Origin of the sequence: Nocardia sp. NPDC019219, assembly GCF_040632645.1 — a bacterium.
In the GTDB taxonomy this organism is placed as follows: Bacteria; Actinomycetota; Actinomycetes; order Mycobacteriales; family Mycobacteriaceae; genus Nocardia; species Nocardia sputorum.
The window spans coordinates 171,484-186,297 of the sequence record NZ_JBEYCG010000010.1; the positions used below are offsets into that span (position 1 = coordinate 171,484).

At 69.7% G+C, this 14,814-nt stretch carries 15 protein-coding genes; 4 read left to right on the forward strand and 11 right to left on the reverse strand.

The features are described 5' to 3' along the window. Positions 1–55 precede the first annotated feature (55 nt). Positions 56–898 (forward strand): SGNH/GDSL hydrolase family protein, encoded by an 843-nt coding sequence (locus tag ABZ552_RS20000; RefSeq protein ID WP_357438933.1) that lies wholly within the window; start codon positions 56–58, stop codon positions 896–898. 66 nt (positions 899–964) lie between these two features. Here ABZ552_RS20000 and ABZ552_RS20005 read toward each other — a convergent pair whose 3' ends face one another. Together ABZ552_RS20005 and ABZ552_RS20010 are read right to left on the reverse strand one after the other, a co-directional pair. Then, complete coding sequence (locus ABZ552_RS20005) at positions 965–2,242, reverse strand: SPFH domain-containing protein (RefSeq protein ID WP_281879199.1); 1,278 nt, start codon at positions 2,240–2,242, stop codon at positions 965–967. Then, entirely contained in the window at positions 2,242–2,673 is a 432-nt protein-coding gene (locus tag ABZ552_RS20010) for an NfeD family protein (RefSeq protein WP_281879198.1), read from the reverse strand. Before ABZ552_RS20010 ends, ABZ552_RS20005 begins: the two co-directional genes overlap by 1 nt. 130 nt (positions 2,674–2,803) lie before the next feature. Between ABZ552_RS20010 and ABZ552_RS20015 the strand changes: the two genes are divergently transcribed. The 3 genes from ABZ552_RS20015 (at position 2,804) to ABZ552_RS20025 (ending at position 5,359) form a co-directional block, all read left to right on the forward strand. Continuing rightward, positions 2,804–3,646 (forward strand): DUF3097 domain-containing protein, encoded by an 843-nt coding sequence (locus ABZ552_RS20015; RefSeq protein ID WP_281879197.1) that lies wholly within the window; start codon positions 2,804–2,806, stop codon positions 3,644–3,646. Between the two features lie 128 nt (positions 3,647–3,774). Further along, on the forward strand, positions 3,775–4,590 hold the full coding sequence (locus tag ABZ552_RS20020) for a hypothetical protein (protein ID WP_357438937.1): 816 nt from the start codon (positions 3,775–3,777) through the stop codon (positions 4,588–4,590). Positions 4,591–4,612: 22 nt separating this feature from the next. After that, a complete protein-coding gene (locus ABZ552_RS20025; protein WP_281879194.1) occupies positions 4,613–5,359 on the forward strand; it encodes a serine protease in 747 nt (248 codons plus the stop codon). Positions 5,360–5,378: 19 nt separating this feature from the next. On the opposite strand, the gene ABZ552_RS20030 is transcribed toward ABZ552_RS20025, so the two are convergent. The 9 genes from ABZ552_RS20030 to ABZ552_RS20070 all read right to left on the reverse strand — a co-directional run bounded on the left by ABZ552_RS20030 (position 5,379) and on the right by ABZ552_RS20070 (position 14,529). Then, complete coding sequence (locus tag ABZ552_RS20030; protein ID WP_281917964.1) at positions 5,379–5,810, reverse strand: hypothetical protein; 432 nt, start codon at positions 5,808–5,810, stop codon at positions 5,379–5,381. A gap of 70 nt (positions 5,811–5,880) precedes the next feature. Further along, positions 5,881–6,954: a ferrochelatase gene (locus ABZ552_RS20035; RefSeq protein ID WP_357438940.1), complete on the reverse strand. Its 1,074-nt coding sequence runs from the start codon at positions 6,952–6,954 to the stop codon at positions 5,881–5,883. Between the two features lie 9 nt (positions 6,955–6,963). Next, entirely contained in the window at positions 6,964–7,800 is an 837-nt protein-coding gene (gene inhA / locus ABZ552_RS20040; protein WP_281879188.1) for an NADH-dependent enoyl-ACP reductase InhA, read from the reverse strand. Between the two features lie 83 nt (positions 7,801–7,883). Then, the gene (gene fabG1 / locus ABZ552_RS20045; protein ID WP_357438942.1) at positions 7,884–8,600 is read right to left on the reverse strand and encodes a 3-oxoacyl-ACP reductase FabG1; all 717 of its coding nucleotides are present in this window, start codon (positions 8,598–8,600) and stop codon (positions 7,884–7,886) included. Between the two features lie 193 nt (positions 8,601–8,793). After that, positions 8,794–9,795: a VWA domain-containing protein gene (locus ABZ552_RS20050; protein ID WP_159837553.1), complete on the reverse strand. Its 1,002-nt coding sequence runs from the start codon at positions 9,793–9,795 to the stop codon at positions 8,794–8,796. Next, complete coding sequence (locus ABZ552_RS20055) at positions 9,792–10,745, reverse strand: DUF58 domain-containing protein (RefSeq protein WP_281879184.1); 954 nt, start codon at positions 10,743–10,745, stop codon at positions 9,792–9,794. The genes ABZ552_RS20050 and ABZ552_RS20055 overlap by 4 nt, the downstream gene beginning before the upstream one ends. 32 nt (positions 10,746–10,777) lie before the next feature. Then, positions 10,778–11,956 carry a MoxR family ATPase gene (locus ABZ552_RS20060; RefSeq protein WP_281879182.1) on the reverse strand — a complete coding sequence of 393 codons (1,179 nt, stop codon included), beginning with the start codon at positions 11,954–11,956 and terminating at the stop codon, positions 10,778–10,780. A gap of 135 nt (positions 11,957–12,091) precedes the next feature. Beyond that, positions 12,092–13,510, reverse strand: coding sequence for an NlpC/P60 family protein (locus tag ABZ552_RS20065; protein WP_357438946.1), 1,419 nt, complete (start codon positions 13,508–13,510; stop codon positions 12,092–12,094). A gap of 425 nt (positions 13,511–13,935) precedes the next feature. Continuing rightward, a complete protein-coding gene (locus ABZ552_RS20070) occupies positions 13,936–14,529 on the reverse strand; it encodes a DUF6676 family protein (RefSeq protein ID WP_281879180.1) in 594 nt (197 codons plus the stop codon). Between the last annotated feature and the right edge of the window lie 285 nt (positions 14,530–14,814).

The window sequence follows — 14,814 nt, forward strand, 5'->3', positions numbered from 1 at the left end:
CGAGACGTAGGTGTCCAGTGAGCGCGCCGACCATGCGACGGACAAAGGACCCGACATGACGAACCCTGCGCGGGCCGCGGCGGTCATCGCCTGCCTGATCGCCTTGGGCGCCACCGCCCCCGCCGAGGCCGCCCCCGGAGCCGGGGCCGAATACGTCGCGCTGGGTGATTCCGGGGCGGCCACCACCGGCGTGCGGAACTACGACGTCACCTCCCCACCTCGATGTCTCCGCTCGACCGCGAACACCCCGAAACTGATCGCCGCGGACCTGGGTCTGCGGATCGACGACCGCACCTGCAACTCCGCGCGCATCCCGGATCTCACCGCCGCGCAGGGGCCGGGCATCCCACCCCAGTTCGACGCCCTCGGCCCGGCCACCAGGTTGGTCACAGTACACATCGGCGCCAACGACGCCTTGATGGCCGAGCACATCGTCGCCTGTCATGTCTACGGCCTCTCCGGTATCGGCGGGTGCGCCGGACCGGGCTGGGACGCCGACATCGAGGCGATCGCGACGTCCTATGCGACCGCCCTGCAACAGATCTCGTCCCTGGCGCCGCGGGCGACGATCGTGGTCGACGGCTGGCCGACCTATGTGCGCGACGGCGGCTGCCCGGAGCTGGTCGGTCTGCGCCCGTCCGACGCCGCGCCCATCCAAGCCGCCTTCGACCGTCTCAACACCGTGGTGGCCCGGGTAGCCACCGCGCACGGCGCCACCTACGTCGACACCCGCGCCGCCTCGACGGGCCGCGATGCGTGCGCGCCGGTCGGCGTCCGTTGGATCGACCCCGTGGTCGCCACCGAGACACTCATTCCCTACCACCTCACCCCGCAGGGCATGCGTGGCGTCGCCGATGTCATGCTCCCGGCGATCCGCGCCGCCGGACTGCCCGGCTGAGCGATTCAGCGGCGCCGACACGACCGCCCCGGACTCGGGCGAGTCCGGGGCGGCTGGGATGTGTGCCTATTTCGAGAAATTCTCCGGCGGCTGCCAAGGACGGCCGTGCGGGTCGTCCGGGCGCTGGGCCGGAGGTTGCTGCGGCGGCTCCTGTGGCGGCGGCTGCTGGGCCGGGAAAGCCTCGTGCGGAGGAATGACCGGCTGGTGCGGCGACGGTTCGAAGTTCTGCGGAGGCGGTGTCGGAGTCAGCCCCTCGACCGGAGTCCGCGCCGTCGCCTCGGCGGCCCGCACGGCGCGCTCGATGGTCGGGTCGGGCGCGGTATCGAACCAGTCCGCGACGTCGGAGTCGTCCTCCGGCTTGACTTCCGCGCCGTCGGAGGCGGGCGGCTCGTACCGGAACACGCCGTCCTCGCCCTGCGTGCCGAAGCTCTTGGCGAACCCTTCGAGTGCTTTGCCGAAGTCGCTGGGCACCAACCACACCTTGTTGGCGTCACCGCGCGCGACCATGGGCAGCGTCTGCATGTATTGATAGGCAAGCAGTTCCGGCGTCGGTTTGCCGGATTTGATGGCGGCGAAGACCTTTTCGATGGCCTTGGCCTGGCCTTGCGCCTGCAAGTAGGCGGCGGCGCGCTCACCCTGCGCCCGCAGGATGCGGCTCTGCCGTTCACCTTCGGCGGCCAGGATCGCCGACTGCTTGGCGCCCTCGGCGGACAGGATCTGCGCCTGTTTCGAGCCCTCGGCCGTCTTGATCTGCGATTCGCGCTGGCCCTCGGCGGTGAGGATCATGGCGCGCTTCTCGCGGTCGGCCTTCATCTGCTTCTCCATCGATTCCTGGATCGAGGGAGGCGGATCGATGCTCTTCAGCTCGACCCGCGCGACGCGCAGACCCCAGCGCCCGGTCGCCTCGTCCAGCACGCCGCGCAGCTGGCCGTTGATCGCGTCGCGGGAGGTCAGGGTCTGCTCGAGCGTCATGCCGCCGACCACGTTGCGCAGCGTGGTGACCGTCAGCTGCTCGACGGCGGCGATGTAGTTGCTGATCTCGTACACCGCCGCCTGCGGGCTGGTCACCTGGAAATAGACCACGGTGTCGATGTGCAGGGTCAGGTTGTCCTCGGTGATCACCGGCTGCGGCGGGAACGACACCACCCGCTCCCGCAGATCCACCTTGGCGCGGACCCGGTCGGCGAACGGCACCAGGAATGTCAGCTGGCCGGACACGGTCCGCGAATACCGGCCCAGCCGCTCGATCACCGCCGCCTCGGCCTGCGGCACCAGCGCGATCGACTTGAAGACCACCACCACGACCAGCAAGACGAGGACGGCGGCAACGATCAGTACAGCCATCAAGGCCCCTTCCAGACGACGGCGGTAGCGCCGTCGATCTTCATGACATACACGGTCGTACCCGGTTCATAGACTTCGCTCGTATCCATCGGCCGCGCGGTCCAGACCTCCCCGCCCAGCTTCACCTGACCGGAGTGCTCCGCGACCCGTTCGAGCACCAGGGCGGTCTTCCCCGGCAGGGCGTCCACGTTCGTCGGCGTCGGCGGCGGAGTTCCGAAGCGACGCCGGATGATCGGGCGCACGCCGAGGAACAGCACCGCCGAGACCACTGCGAAGACGATGGCGTCCACCACCAGCGAGGTGTCCGCCGCCGCGCTGACGCCCGCGGTGCCCAGCGCGGCGACACCGAGCATCAGCAGCGTGAAATCGCCGGTGAGCATCTCCGCCGCCGCGAGCAGAACGCCCGCGACCAGCCAAAAAATTGCGGCCACACGACCACTGTAGTGCGCCGATCATGATATCGGGCGCGACCTCGGCGAGTACTCCGGAGGAATTCCGCGAGCGGACGCGCGGTCACCCGGGTGCGGCGAAAGCCATAGCGGCGGTGCTAGCTTCAGGCAGGTGAGCGGGCGTGACAGGTATGGCGACATCTTCTCCGGACATCCTCGATCGAAGAAAAGGGCGGTGCCCACGGTCACCGCGGAACGCGACCTGGTCGTCGAAGACGCCGCGACCGGATTCTGCGGCGCGGTGGTCGGATTCGATCGCAGCTACGACGGCGAGTTCGTGAAACTGGAGGACGCCCGCGGCGCGGTGCGCCTGTTCGCACTGCGCGAGGCCGCGTTCCTCATCGACGGCGAGCCGGTGACGCTGGTGCGGCCGGCGGCCGCCCCGCCGAAGGCGCCCACCCGCTCCGCCTCCGGGTCCACCCGGGTCGAGGGCTTGCGCGCCCGGGTCGCCCGCGGCAGCCGGATCTGGGTGGAGGGCGTCCACGACGCCGCGCTCGTCGAGCGGGTGTGGGGCCACGATCTGCGCGTCGAGGGGGTGGTCGTGGAGCAATTGGAAGGTCTGGACAACCTGGCCGCGCGCCTCACGGAGTTCGAGCCGGGCCCGGGCAGGCGGGTCGGCGTCCTGGTCGACCACCTGGTGACCGGATCGAAGGAAACCCAGCTGACCACCGGCCTCGGCCCGCACGTCCTGGTGACCGGTCACCCGTTCGTCGACGTCTGGCAGGCGGTGCGCCCGGATACCCTCGGCATCGCCCGGTGGCCGCAGGTGCCCCGGGACGAGGACTGGAAGACCGGCGTCTGCGCCCGTCTGGGCTGGGGCACCCCGCAGGACGGCTGGCGGCGGGTGTACGGCGCGGTGACCTCCTTCCGCGATCTGGAGGCTCCGCTCATCGGCGCGGTCGAGCGCCTCATCGATTTCGTCACCGAGCCGGACCAGCGCGGCAGGCACGGTTAGCCGCCGGGCGGTATCCGCGCGGACCCGCTCCTCGCCGACGGCGCGGCGCCCGCGGTTTCCGCGCTGCTCACCAATGCCCTTGCGCATGGATGCCCACCGGTAGCGCCCACCCCTTATGCTCGATAATTATGTGCTCTCCAAGTGCGACGCTGACGGTGTGGGCGAGCTCCTGGCTGGCCGGCCGCAGTGCGCCCGACGACGTTTTGGCCGCCTTGCACGCATGGGCGCCGAAGCACACGATCGCGGCGGGCGACCCGCTCACCGGCGGACGCACCGACCTACCCTGGTCCGCGCACGGTAACCTGCCGGGCAGCGGAGTCATGGCGTTGCTCAAGGTGATTCGCGAGACGATGGCCCAGCCGGGGGCACAGTTGCGGTTGGTGCTCCCCGTCCCCGGAGACGTGCGTGGAGTTCCCGCGGGCACGGCGTTCGCCGCCGACGCGATCGAGGCGGAGGAGGGCATCCTGATCGGCGTGCCGGGCGCCGACGGCACCGGACTCATCCCCCGGTGGACCGACGACGACACCCTGCAGTGGACCGTCTACAGCACGCCCATCCCGGCGGAGCCCGGGCCCGACATGTCGCTCGGCGAGGCCGAATACGCGATGCGCGAAGCGGTCCGCGACGCCGCCGACGCGTTGATGAAACTGCACACGACCTCGCTCGGCACGATCGATTCCGATCCGCGCGAGCTCATCGAAGCCGAGCTCGCCGACTACTCGCGGCACGACTATCCCGAGTCGATCCCGCTGCGGGCCAGGCGCATCCTGGACACCGCCGATCATGTCGCGGCCATCCTCACGGTGGCGCAGCGAGAGCCCGCGTCCGCACCCACCTCCGCCAGCGCGATCGGCGCGCAGGAATCGCTGCTGCGGCCGCTGTGGGACGCGATCCGCGCCGCGCGTCTGGTCGCCGTGCACGCCTCCGCGCGCGGAAGTCGCTGACCGATGTCTCGGGCGGTGTGACATGCGCTTTTCCCGTCGTCGCCGCACGGCCGCCCTCGCTGTTCTGCTCGGGCTGACGCTGCACGCCCCGGCGTCGGCGATCGTGGGCGGCGCCGACGCGACGACCGCGGAGTATCCGTGGCTGGCGGCCATCGGCACGCCGTTGTTCCTCACCCGCGCTTCCGGCCAGTTCTGCGGCGGCGCGCTCATCGCGCCGGATCAGGTGATCACCACGGCACACTGCGTGGCCCTCGCGCAGCCGCTGGCGCAGACGCTCACCGCCACCTTCGGCCGCGACGACCTGCGCGGGCGCGAGGGAAATACGGTGCACGTCAAGGACATTCGCATCCATCCGGATTTCCGGGCGACCGTACTCGACGTGACGACCGCCTATCAGAACGATATGGCGATCCTCGTTCTGGACGAGCCGCAGCCCGGTCCCACGATCCCCGTCGCGGCCGCCGCTTCGGGCACCGGAACGATCCTGGGCTGGGGCGCGACCTCGGAAACCGACGAAGCCAACACCCGGTTGCGCGCCGCGAACGTCCCACTGGCCACCGACGGCGAGTGCGCCGCCGCCTATGGTCCGGCCTTCGACCCGCACACCATGCTCTGCGCGGGCACTCCGGCCGCCGACACCGCCCAGTACGACAGCGGCGGACCGCTTCTCGTCGACGGGCGGCTCGCCGGTCTCACGTCTTGGGGCGTCGGCGCGGCGCGCCCCGGGTTCCCCACGGTTTACACCCGGGTGACCGCCACGAATTTCTGAGTGGCCGGCACGGCGGGACTCAATGCTGCGGCGGTTGGTACTGCTGCTGCGGAGGATACTGCTGCTGTTGCGGGTACTGCTGATACTGCGGTTGCTGCTGCGGCTGGTAAGGCTGCTGATATTGCGGCGGGGCAGGGTACTGCGGCTGCCCTGGAAGACCCTGCTGTGGAGGATAGGGCTGCGGATACTGTTGCGCCTGCGGATACTGCTGGTGCTGCTGTTGCTGGGACTGGTTCTTGCCTCGCTTGCTCAGCCAGACGATCAGGCCGATGACGACGGCAACCACCCCGACGCACAACAGCAGACCACCGATGGAGAAGCCGCCACCGCCTCTGCTGCGGCTGCGGCGCCTGGCCTCGGTGGTGTCGAGAGCCACGGTCCATACGTTCGCGTCGGACCAGGCATGCGGATCGAGCACGGCGGCGTTGGTCAGCACGTCGGCATAAGTCATAGAGAGTTCTCCCCCCGGAGAAGTCGATTCGGCTAAAGGTCGCAGGCGATGCTACCGGGCCTGCTTCCGTTCAATTCCCAGTGCTGGGACGGCGCGGCACCGCGCAACAGCCGACGACGCACGGGGCGCCGTCGCGCGTGCAGCCGTAACCGGGGACCGCTCCGAGGCGCCGCGGTTCGGCGCCGCGCAACTGCTCGGAGACCAGTTCGACGACCAGCTTCGCGAAACGTGGGTCGCTTCCCGGCGTCGCGGCCCGCGCGAAGCCCATACCGAGTTCCGCGGCCTTCTGTGCGGCCTCGTTGTCCAGGTCCCAGATGACCTCGAGATGATCGGAGACGAAGCCCACCGGGCAGACGACCACGGCCTGCACACCCTTCGCGGCGAGATCGTCCAGGTGGTCGATGATGTCCGGCACCAGCCACGGCACCTGCGGCGGCCCGGAACGAGACTGCCAGACGACGTCGTAGTCGGTGAAACCGGTTGCCGCGGCGCACAATCGGGCAGCCTCGGCGACCTGGCGGCTGTAGAGCCTGCCGCCGTCGGCGGGCGGTCCCGCGGCGGCGTCGGCCGACAGCGGGACGGAATGGGCGGTGAACACCAGTCGTGCGGCGGCGCGCTGCCCGGCCGAGAGCCGCTCCAGCGCAGCGCGTATGGCGTCGGCGAACGCCTCGATCAGCAGCGGATGGTCGAAGTACTGGCGCAGCTTCAGCAGCTCCGGCGCGCCCGCGCCGAATGCCGCACGCGCCCTGGCGATGTCCTCGTGGTACTGCAGGCATCCCGAGTATCCGCCCCACGCCGACGTCGGGAAGACCAAGGCGGACTCGACGCCGTCGGCGGCCATCCGCGCCACGGTGTCCTCCACCATCGGATGCCAGTTGCGGTTGCCGAAGTACACCGGCAGTTCCAGGCCCGCGGAGGCCAATTCGGTCTCGACCGCCGCGATGATGGCGCGATTGAGCGCGTTGATCGGTGAGACACCGCCGAAGTGCAGATAGTGCTCGGCGACCGCTTCGAGACGCTCGCGCGGCACTCCCCTACCCCGGGTGACGTTCTCCAGGAAGGGCATCACATCGTCGGGACGCTCCGGACCGCCGAAGGACAGCAGCAGCAGCGCGTCGGCGGTCCGGACCACGGTATCTCCCATCCGATCGGCTCAGTTGATCGCCATGTTCTCCGGGAACCAGGTGTTGTGGCTGGCTCCGCCGTCGACGTAGATGATCGAGCCGGTGGTGCCCGGCAGCCAGTCCGACAGCAGCGCCACGATCGACTTCGCCACCACCGTGGGGTCGTCGACATCCCAGCCGATCGGCGAGGCGCCGTCCCAGTAGGTGTTGAGCTGGTTGAGCTTGGCCGCGTCGTCCGTCGCGGTGCCCGCGATCGCTTTGGCGGCCAGCGTCTTGATCGGGCCTGCCGCGATGAGGTTGGAGCGAATCTTCTTGGCGGTGCCCACTTCCCGCGCGACGTACCGGTTCACCGATTCGAGCGCCGCCTTCGCCACACCCATCCAGTTGTAGTAGGGCATCGCGGTGCGCGGATCGAAGTCCATGCCGACGATCGAGCCGCCCTCGTTCATCACCGGCAGCACCGCGCGCGACAGCGACGCGTAGCTCCACGCCGAGATCTCGAACGCCTTGGCCGCGTCGGGGCCCGGTCCCTCGAGGAACGGCCGGGCCTCCGGACCCATCAGGGTGCGGGGCGCGAACGCGATCGAGTGCAGCACTCCGTCGATCCCCTCGGGAGCCAGTTCCCGCAGCTTGTCGGCGAGACCGGCGAGGTCCTCTTCGCTGGTGACGTCGAGCCCGATGGCCGGCGGGACCTCCTGGGGCAGGCGCTTGGCGATCCGGTCGATCAGCCGCAGCCGCTCCGGGATGCCGGTGATGATCACCTTCGCGCCCTGCTCCTGCGCGACGGCCGCCGCGCGGAACGCGATCGACGCATCGGTGATGATGCCCGTGACCAGGATGGTCTTGCCTTCGAGCAGTCCGCCCATGAGTTCTCGGTTCTCCTGAAATTCGAATGTGGGGTTGGCCGCGGGCGGCCGGGAGCGGCCGCCGCGCTACGCGTTCGGAATGGTCAGTGGCCCATGCCCATGCCGCCGTCCACGGGGATCACCGCGCCGGAGACATAGGCGGAATCCTCGGAGGCGAGGAAACTGACGACGGCCGCGATGTCTTCCGGCTGTCCGAGCCGCTGCAGGGGGATGAACTTCTTGGCCATGTCGCGCATCTCGTCGGGCAGGTCGGCGGTCATGTCGGTCTCGATGAAGCCCGGCGCGACGACATTCGCGGTGATCGAGCGCGAGCCGAGTTCGCGGGTGATCGAGCGGGCCAGACCGATCACACCGGCCTTCGAGGAAGCGTAGTTGATCTGGCCCGCTTGCCCGCTCATGCCGACCACCGAGCCGAGGAAGATCATCCGGCCCCAGCGCGCACGCAACATGGCGCGGTTCGCCCGCTTGGCGCACCGGAACGCGCCGGTCAGATTGGCGTCGAGCACCTTGGTGAACTGCTCCTCGGTCATCCGCATGAGCAGCGTGTCGTCGGTGATGCCCGCGTTGGCCACCAGCACCTCCACCGGACCCTGGTGCGCCTCCACCTCGGCGAAGGCACCGTCCACCGACTCACCGTCGGTCACATCGCATTTCACACCGAACAAGCCGTCCGGCACCCCCGACCCACGATGCGTGACGGCCACCTTGTGACCGTCGGCAAGCAGACGCTGCGCGACCGCGAGTCCGATGCCGCGGTTACCGCCGGTCACCAGGACCGACCGGGATGTGAGGTTCGACATGGGGTTCAACCTACCTGGTCGGATCGATCGCTCACGAGCGGGCTGCCCCCTCTGTCGAACCGACACCGAGGTGCCGGAGCATTGGTGAAACGCCACAACGACACCACGACTCGACGCCATGAACGCCGACCGGCCGGGACCACCCACGAAGGGAGGCCACCGACCGGACGATGGTCCTGCGCGATCCGTGCCGCTACGGCAGCCGCTGGCGATACAGCAGGCCGGTGATGACGCCCGTCGCGATCACCAGCAGTCCGAGCAGCAGCCACGGGCGGCTGGCGTCGCCTCTGGTCAGCTCGTACCCGATCTGCTGCTCCAAGGTGTCGTAGACCTTGGTCAGCTCCTGCAGCGACGAGGCGGTATAGAACTCCCCGCCGGACAGCCGTGCGAGCTCGCGCATGGCGTCGTCGTCCACCGCGACGCGCACCCGGTCCTTGCTGCCGTCTTCCCGCGGGATCTCGACTTCGCCCCAGCTGGTGCCGAACGAGATCGTCGAGATGGGGACGTTCTTGGTCTTGGCCAGCCGGGCCGCGACGTACTCGTGGCGCGGATTGTCCACGTCCTCGAACGCCGGGACCGTCTGCTTCCCATCCGACATCAGCACGATGCGCGCAGGCGGCGGCTCCTGCGCACCGCCCAGCACCGTCGCGAGCGTCTCGATCGCCTGCAGCGCGGTGAGGATGCCTTCACCCGTCGCCGTGCGTTCGGCCAGCCGGACGTTGTCGATCGAGGCCTTCACGCCCTCGTGATTGGTCGTCGGCGACACCATCACCGAGGCGGTGCCTGCGAAGGTGACGAAACCGATGTTCACGCCTTCGGGCAGTCCGTCGACGAACTCCTTGGCCGCCTTCTTGGCGACCTGGATGCGGCTCGGGGCGACGTCGGTCGCCTCCATCGACAGCGACACGTCCATCACCAGCATGACGGTCGCGCGGTTGCGCGGCACCTTCTTGACCGCGGTCGGTCCCGCGGCGGCGACGGTGAGGAACACCAGGCCGACCAGCAGGAGCGCGACCGCCACGTGGCGGAACGGGCTCGGGCGCGACGGAGCCACCTTCTCCAGCAGCTCCATGTTGGTGAACTTCAACATGTGCTTGCGCCGGTTGCGCTGCACCAGCACATAGCCGAGCGCGATCAGCGCGATGACGGCGAGGAATCCGAGCCAGATCTGTGCGGTGAAATGCGAAATACTCACTGACGTGGCACCCGCCCGGTCGGGGCGCCGAAGCTGTGGCGCCGGGTGGACACGAACCGGACCACGTCGGCGATCCAGTCCCGATCGGTTCGCAAGGTGAGCACCGGAGCGCCGCAACTGCGCAGGGCCTGCTCGACCTGCTCACGGTGGCGCTGCGCGGCGGCCGCGAAATCGGCGCGCAGCGTGGCGGTCACGCTGAACTCGCGGGTGCGCCCGGTCTCCGGGTCGTGCAGCACGACGTCGCCCATGTCGGGCAGCGACAGGTCGCGCGGGTCGAGCACCTCGACCGCGAGCAGGTCGTGCCTGGCCGAGATCGCGCGCAGCGAACGCTGCCAATCGATGTCACCCAGGAAATCGCTGATGATCACCGCGAGTCCGCGCTTGCGCTGCGGGCGGCGCAGCGATTCGATGCCGCCGCGCAGGTCGCCGCGCACACCGTCGCGCGCGTGCGGCGTGGTCGCGATGCTGCGCAGCAGCGACTGGGCGTGGACGCGCCCGCCGCGCGCGGGGATGCGGGTCAACCGTTCGCCGGTGGCGACGACCGCGCCGATCCGGTTGCCGCCGCCGCTGGTCAGGTGGGTGATCGCGGCCGCGGCGGCGATGGCGAGATCCCGCTTCTGGCAGGCCGCGGTGCCGAAGTCGAGGCTGGCCGACAGATCGACCACCATCCAGGTTTCCAGTTCCCGGTCGGCGATCATCTGCCGCACGTGCGGATGGGTGGTGCGGGCGGTGACCGACCAATCCATCTGGCGCACGTCGTCGCCGGGCTGATAGGCGCGCGCCTCGCCCGGCTCGGAGCCGGGTCCGGGGATGAGACCGAGGTGATCGCCGTGCAGCACGCCGTCGAGCCTGCGGCGCACGGTGAGTTCGAGGGTCTTGAGCGCGACGGTGAGCCTGGGGTCGGTCAGCTCCCCCGCGTGGAAGGACGGCGGTGCGTGGGACGGCGACATCGACACTGGTGCGACCGGATCCGAGGCCGAGGTCACTTCGGCGGGAGGGTGCCCGCGGGCTGCGACTGCTGCCCGTTAGGCGGCTGGGGAACGGCCTGCTGTTGCGGCGGCTGCGGAACCTGCTGCGGCGCGCCCTGCGCCGGGGCGGCGGGCACGCCGGGCGCGACGGCCTGCGGGGCGACCTGGGGCAGCCCGACGGTCTGCAGAACGCGCTTGATGACGTCCTCCGGGCTGATCTCGTCGGCGAGCGCGTCGTAGGACAGCACCAGACGGTGGCGCAGCACGTCCGGGATCACCTCGACGACGTCCTGCGGCACCACGTAGTCGCGGCCGCGGATCAGCGCGACCGCACGGGCCGCGGCGATGATGCCCAGGCTGGCGCGCGGCGAGGCGCCGTAGGAGATCCAGCTGGCCACGTCCTGCATCCCGAACTCGGCCGGTTTGCGCGTCGCCGCGATCACCCGGACCACGTAGTCGACGAGGGCGTGGTGCACGAAGGTGTTGGCCGCGACCTTCTGCAAACGGATCAGATCCTCCGGCTGCAGGATGCGGCTCGCCTCCGGCGGGGTGACGCCCATCCGGTAGATGATCTCGCGCTCCTCCTCCACCGAGGGGTAGTCGACGACGACCTTGAACAGGAAGCGGTCGCGCTGCGCCTCGGGCAGCGGGTACACGCCCTCGCTCTCGATCGGGTTCTGCGTCGCCATCACCAGGAACGGGTCCGGCATCGGGTAGGTCTTGCCGCCGATCGACACGTGCCGTTCGGCCATCACCTCGAGCAGCGCCGACTGCACCTTGGCGGGCGCGCGGTTGATCTCGTCGGCGAGCACGAAGTTCGCGACGACCGGACCGAGCTCGGTGTCGAACTCCTCGCGGCCCTGCCGGTAGATGCGGGTACCGATCAGGTCGGTGGGCACCAGGTCGGGCGTGAACTGCACGCGGGCGAACGAGCCGCCGACCACCTTGGCGAAGGTCTCCACGGCGAGGGTCTTCGCGATGCCGGGAACGCCTTCCAGCAGGACGTGACCACGCGCGAGCACGCCGACGAGCAGTCGTTCGACCAGGCGATCCTGGCCCACGATCACCCGCTTGACCTCGTAGATCGCCTTCTCCAGGGTCTGGACGTCACGCTCGAGGGTGCTGGGCGTCGAGACCGGCGTATCCTTCGCCGAGTTCGCTCCGCTCACACCGTCCGTCGAAGTCACCAACATCCCCGCTTTCGCCTTGGTCCTGTGCGTGCTGCCACAACTATTCCAGGTAATCACGGCCGATGCCGCAACCGGACCCGACAGAATGGGAATTCGACGGTCCGGAGCCCCCGGCTCGACACCCGGAATGTCCGCCGATCAGTCGACGATGCGCACCGCGAACGGCATGATGCCGCCCTCACGGACCGGGGACACCTTGACCACGTCGCCGCTTTCCGGCGCCTCGACCATCTGCCCGTCGCCCAGATACAACGCCACGTGCTGGCTGCCGTTCGGTCCCCAGAACAGCATGTCGCCGCGCTCACGGTCGCCGACCGGCACGCGCGTGCCCGCGTTGTACTGGTAGCCGCTGTAGTGCGGCAGCGCGACTCCGATGCCCGCGAACGCGTAGACCATCAGGCCGGAGCAGTCGAAGCCGACTTTGCTGTAGTCGCCGTGGCTGTCGGCGACGCCGCCGTCGCGGATGCCGAGGGTCGGACCGTCTTCGTCGCCGCCGCCCCAGGCATAGGTGACGCCCAGCTGTGACATGGCCCGATCGACCACGATCTCGATTGCCGACGAGCCCCCGACCGGGGGCGATTTCGGTCGCGGCGCGCTGCGGCGCGGCGGCGGCGCGTCCTCCAGCTGGGTGTGCGGGCGTTTGCCGGTGCCCAGTTCGGCGGCGCGGTCGAGCGCGGCGCGGTCGGCGGCCGCGCGGGCAGCGGCCGCGGCGGCAGCGGCCCGCACCGCGGCCTCCTCCGCCTTGCGCATCGCGTCCCAGGCCAGGAACGCGTCGCGCTGGCCCCGCAGACCCGCCACGTTCTGCCGCGCCTGATCGAGCCGGCCCTGCGCGTCCTGGCGTCGTCGCAGCAGGTCGTCGCGCTGGGCGGCCTGCCGGTCGAGTTCGGCCTTGGCCGCGGCGACGGCATGCTCGGCGTCGGTCTTGCGCGCGGCGGCCGTGGCGGCGGCCGCGTCGGCGTCCGCCTTCGCCCGCCGGGCGGTGGAGTTCTTGTTGCCCTGATCGATCTGGGCGCGCCGCAGGCCGTCCAGCACCTGCTGACGGTTCTTGGAGACCAGATCGAGCAGCTGGGCCCGATCCAGCGCGACCGCAGGGGTGGCCCCCGCGAGGTAGGTGACCATGGAGTCGGAGCCAGGGCGGGTGTAGACCTGGGTGGCGAACTCGTCGAAATCGCGGCGCGCCTGGCCCACCCGGACCGCGGCGTCGGCCAGGGCCAGCTGGGTGTCGACCACCACGACAGCGGCCGCGTCGGCGGCGTCGCGCGCGGTCTGCAGGTCCACCAGCGCCTTGTTGACGTCTTCCCGGCGCTGCGCGACGGCCTCGTCGAGCCGCCCCAGCTCGTGGTCGGCCACGGCGACCTGGTTGATCAGGGTGCCGATCTCGGCGACCCCGGCGTCGACCTGCGCGCCCGCCTGCGCGATCTGCGCGTCGCTGGGATTCGGCGGAGGAGGGGGCACAGCAGCGACCGGCCCGGTCGTGACCACTACGGCGACCAAGCTCAGCAACCCCACAGCGATCGATAGTCGGCGCCGGTGGGTCAGCCCGCCGATGTTGCGCATCACACCTCCAAGGGACCGGATTCCGGCAATCCTCTACGGCATCAGGCGAACCATCACGCACTGTGGTCGACAGATGGCCTCTGGAAACACATATTCCCCATCAGGGACCATTCGAACCGTATGACACTTACGTCACCGACGAAACGGCATCAAGCAGGGGGACGCGCGCAATTCTTCGTTTGCTTGAAATTTGCTACATTGAGCACCGGCTTCCCGGCCGCATAAGAGACCAACCGCCCCGGAAGTTGGCTACGTAGATACCATCGGCCCGTTCACCCCCCAGGTGGGGTGCCGTGCGTCTTCGCATCCAGCGAAGGCGCGTTCCCGTCCCACCAGCGCCGGGTACGCGGCGCCGCTACGGCAACCGCGCTGCCTCGAGAATCGAATCGGCCGGGAGCGACGTACAGAAGTGGCGTCGCGCGAGCTCAGAGAGTGCGGGCGTCGGACGATTCGCCGTCCGGGGCACGCCGATCACTCCCCGTACGCAACGCACCCGTGCCGTCCCCCGCCCGCCGGGTTTTGACCCAGTACAACCCGGCGATGACCGCCACGGTCCCGCCCAGCAGCGCGCAGGTGATCGCGGTCCAGGACATCGTCTCCGGCGTCTCCAAGCGGGCCGCGAAGATGCTCGCGGCCTCTCCGCTCCGGCCCTGTGTGCCCTTGGCGGCGTCCTCCGCCCATTCCAGCCGCACGCGGCTGATCGAGTCGCTGTAGGTGCCGACCCAGTCGTCGCTGAAGACGACCACGGTGCCGTGCTGCGTCTTGCCCACCTCGGTGGCCAGGTCCCGTAGGCTCGAGTCGTGTCCTGGATTGCCGGGGACGACCACGATGCTCAACGGAATTCCCTGCGAGCGCGCCTCCGCGGCGATGGCCGCCAGTTCCGCTTTGTTCTTCCCGGTCAGCGTCGCGACGTGATCGTCGGCCAGATCGGCGTTGAGCGAGCGCACGGTGTCGGTGGTGACATTCGGTGGCAATTCGGCGGCCATGGGGGTGAAAACCGAGTTGAGCGGGGCGGTCATCTTCCATCCGGTCTGTCGAGCCGCATCGGCAACCGAAGCGACGGGCATCCAACACTGCAGGGCGAGCAAGACCCCCCTTGCTGGCTCGAAAGCACAGTACGCGACGGAGTGTCGCATCCCGCGCGCACGGCACGCCGAACCGGCCCCCTGGCGTTTCACAGGACAAGCGTACTGTTAAGGTCGTAGGCGCGAGGAACCGGCGCTCGAGCGGCGCCGGAGCACCTCCGAAGACTCGGCCGCCGGCACAGCCCCGCCGGTGGCCGCCCTCACAGACGAGTGGAGCTG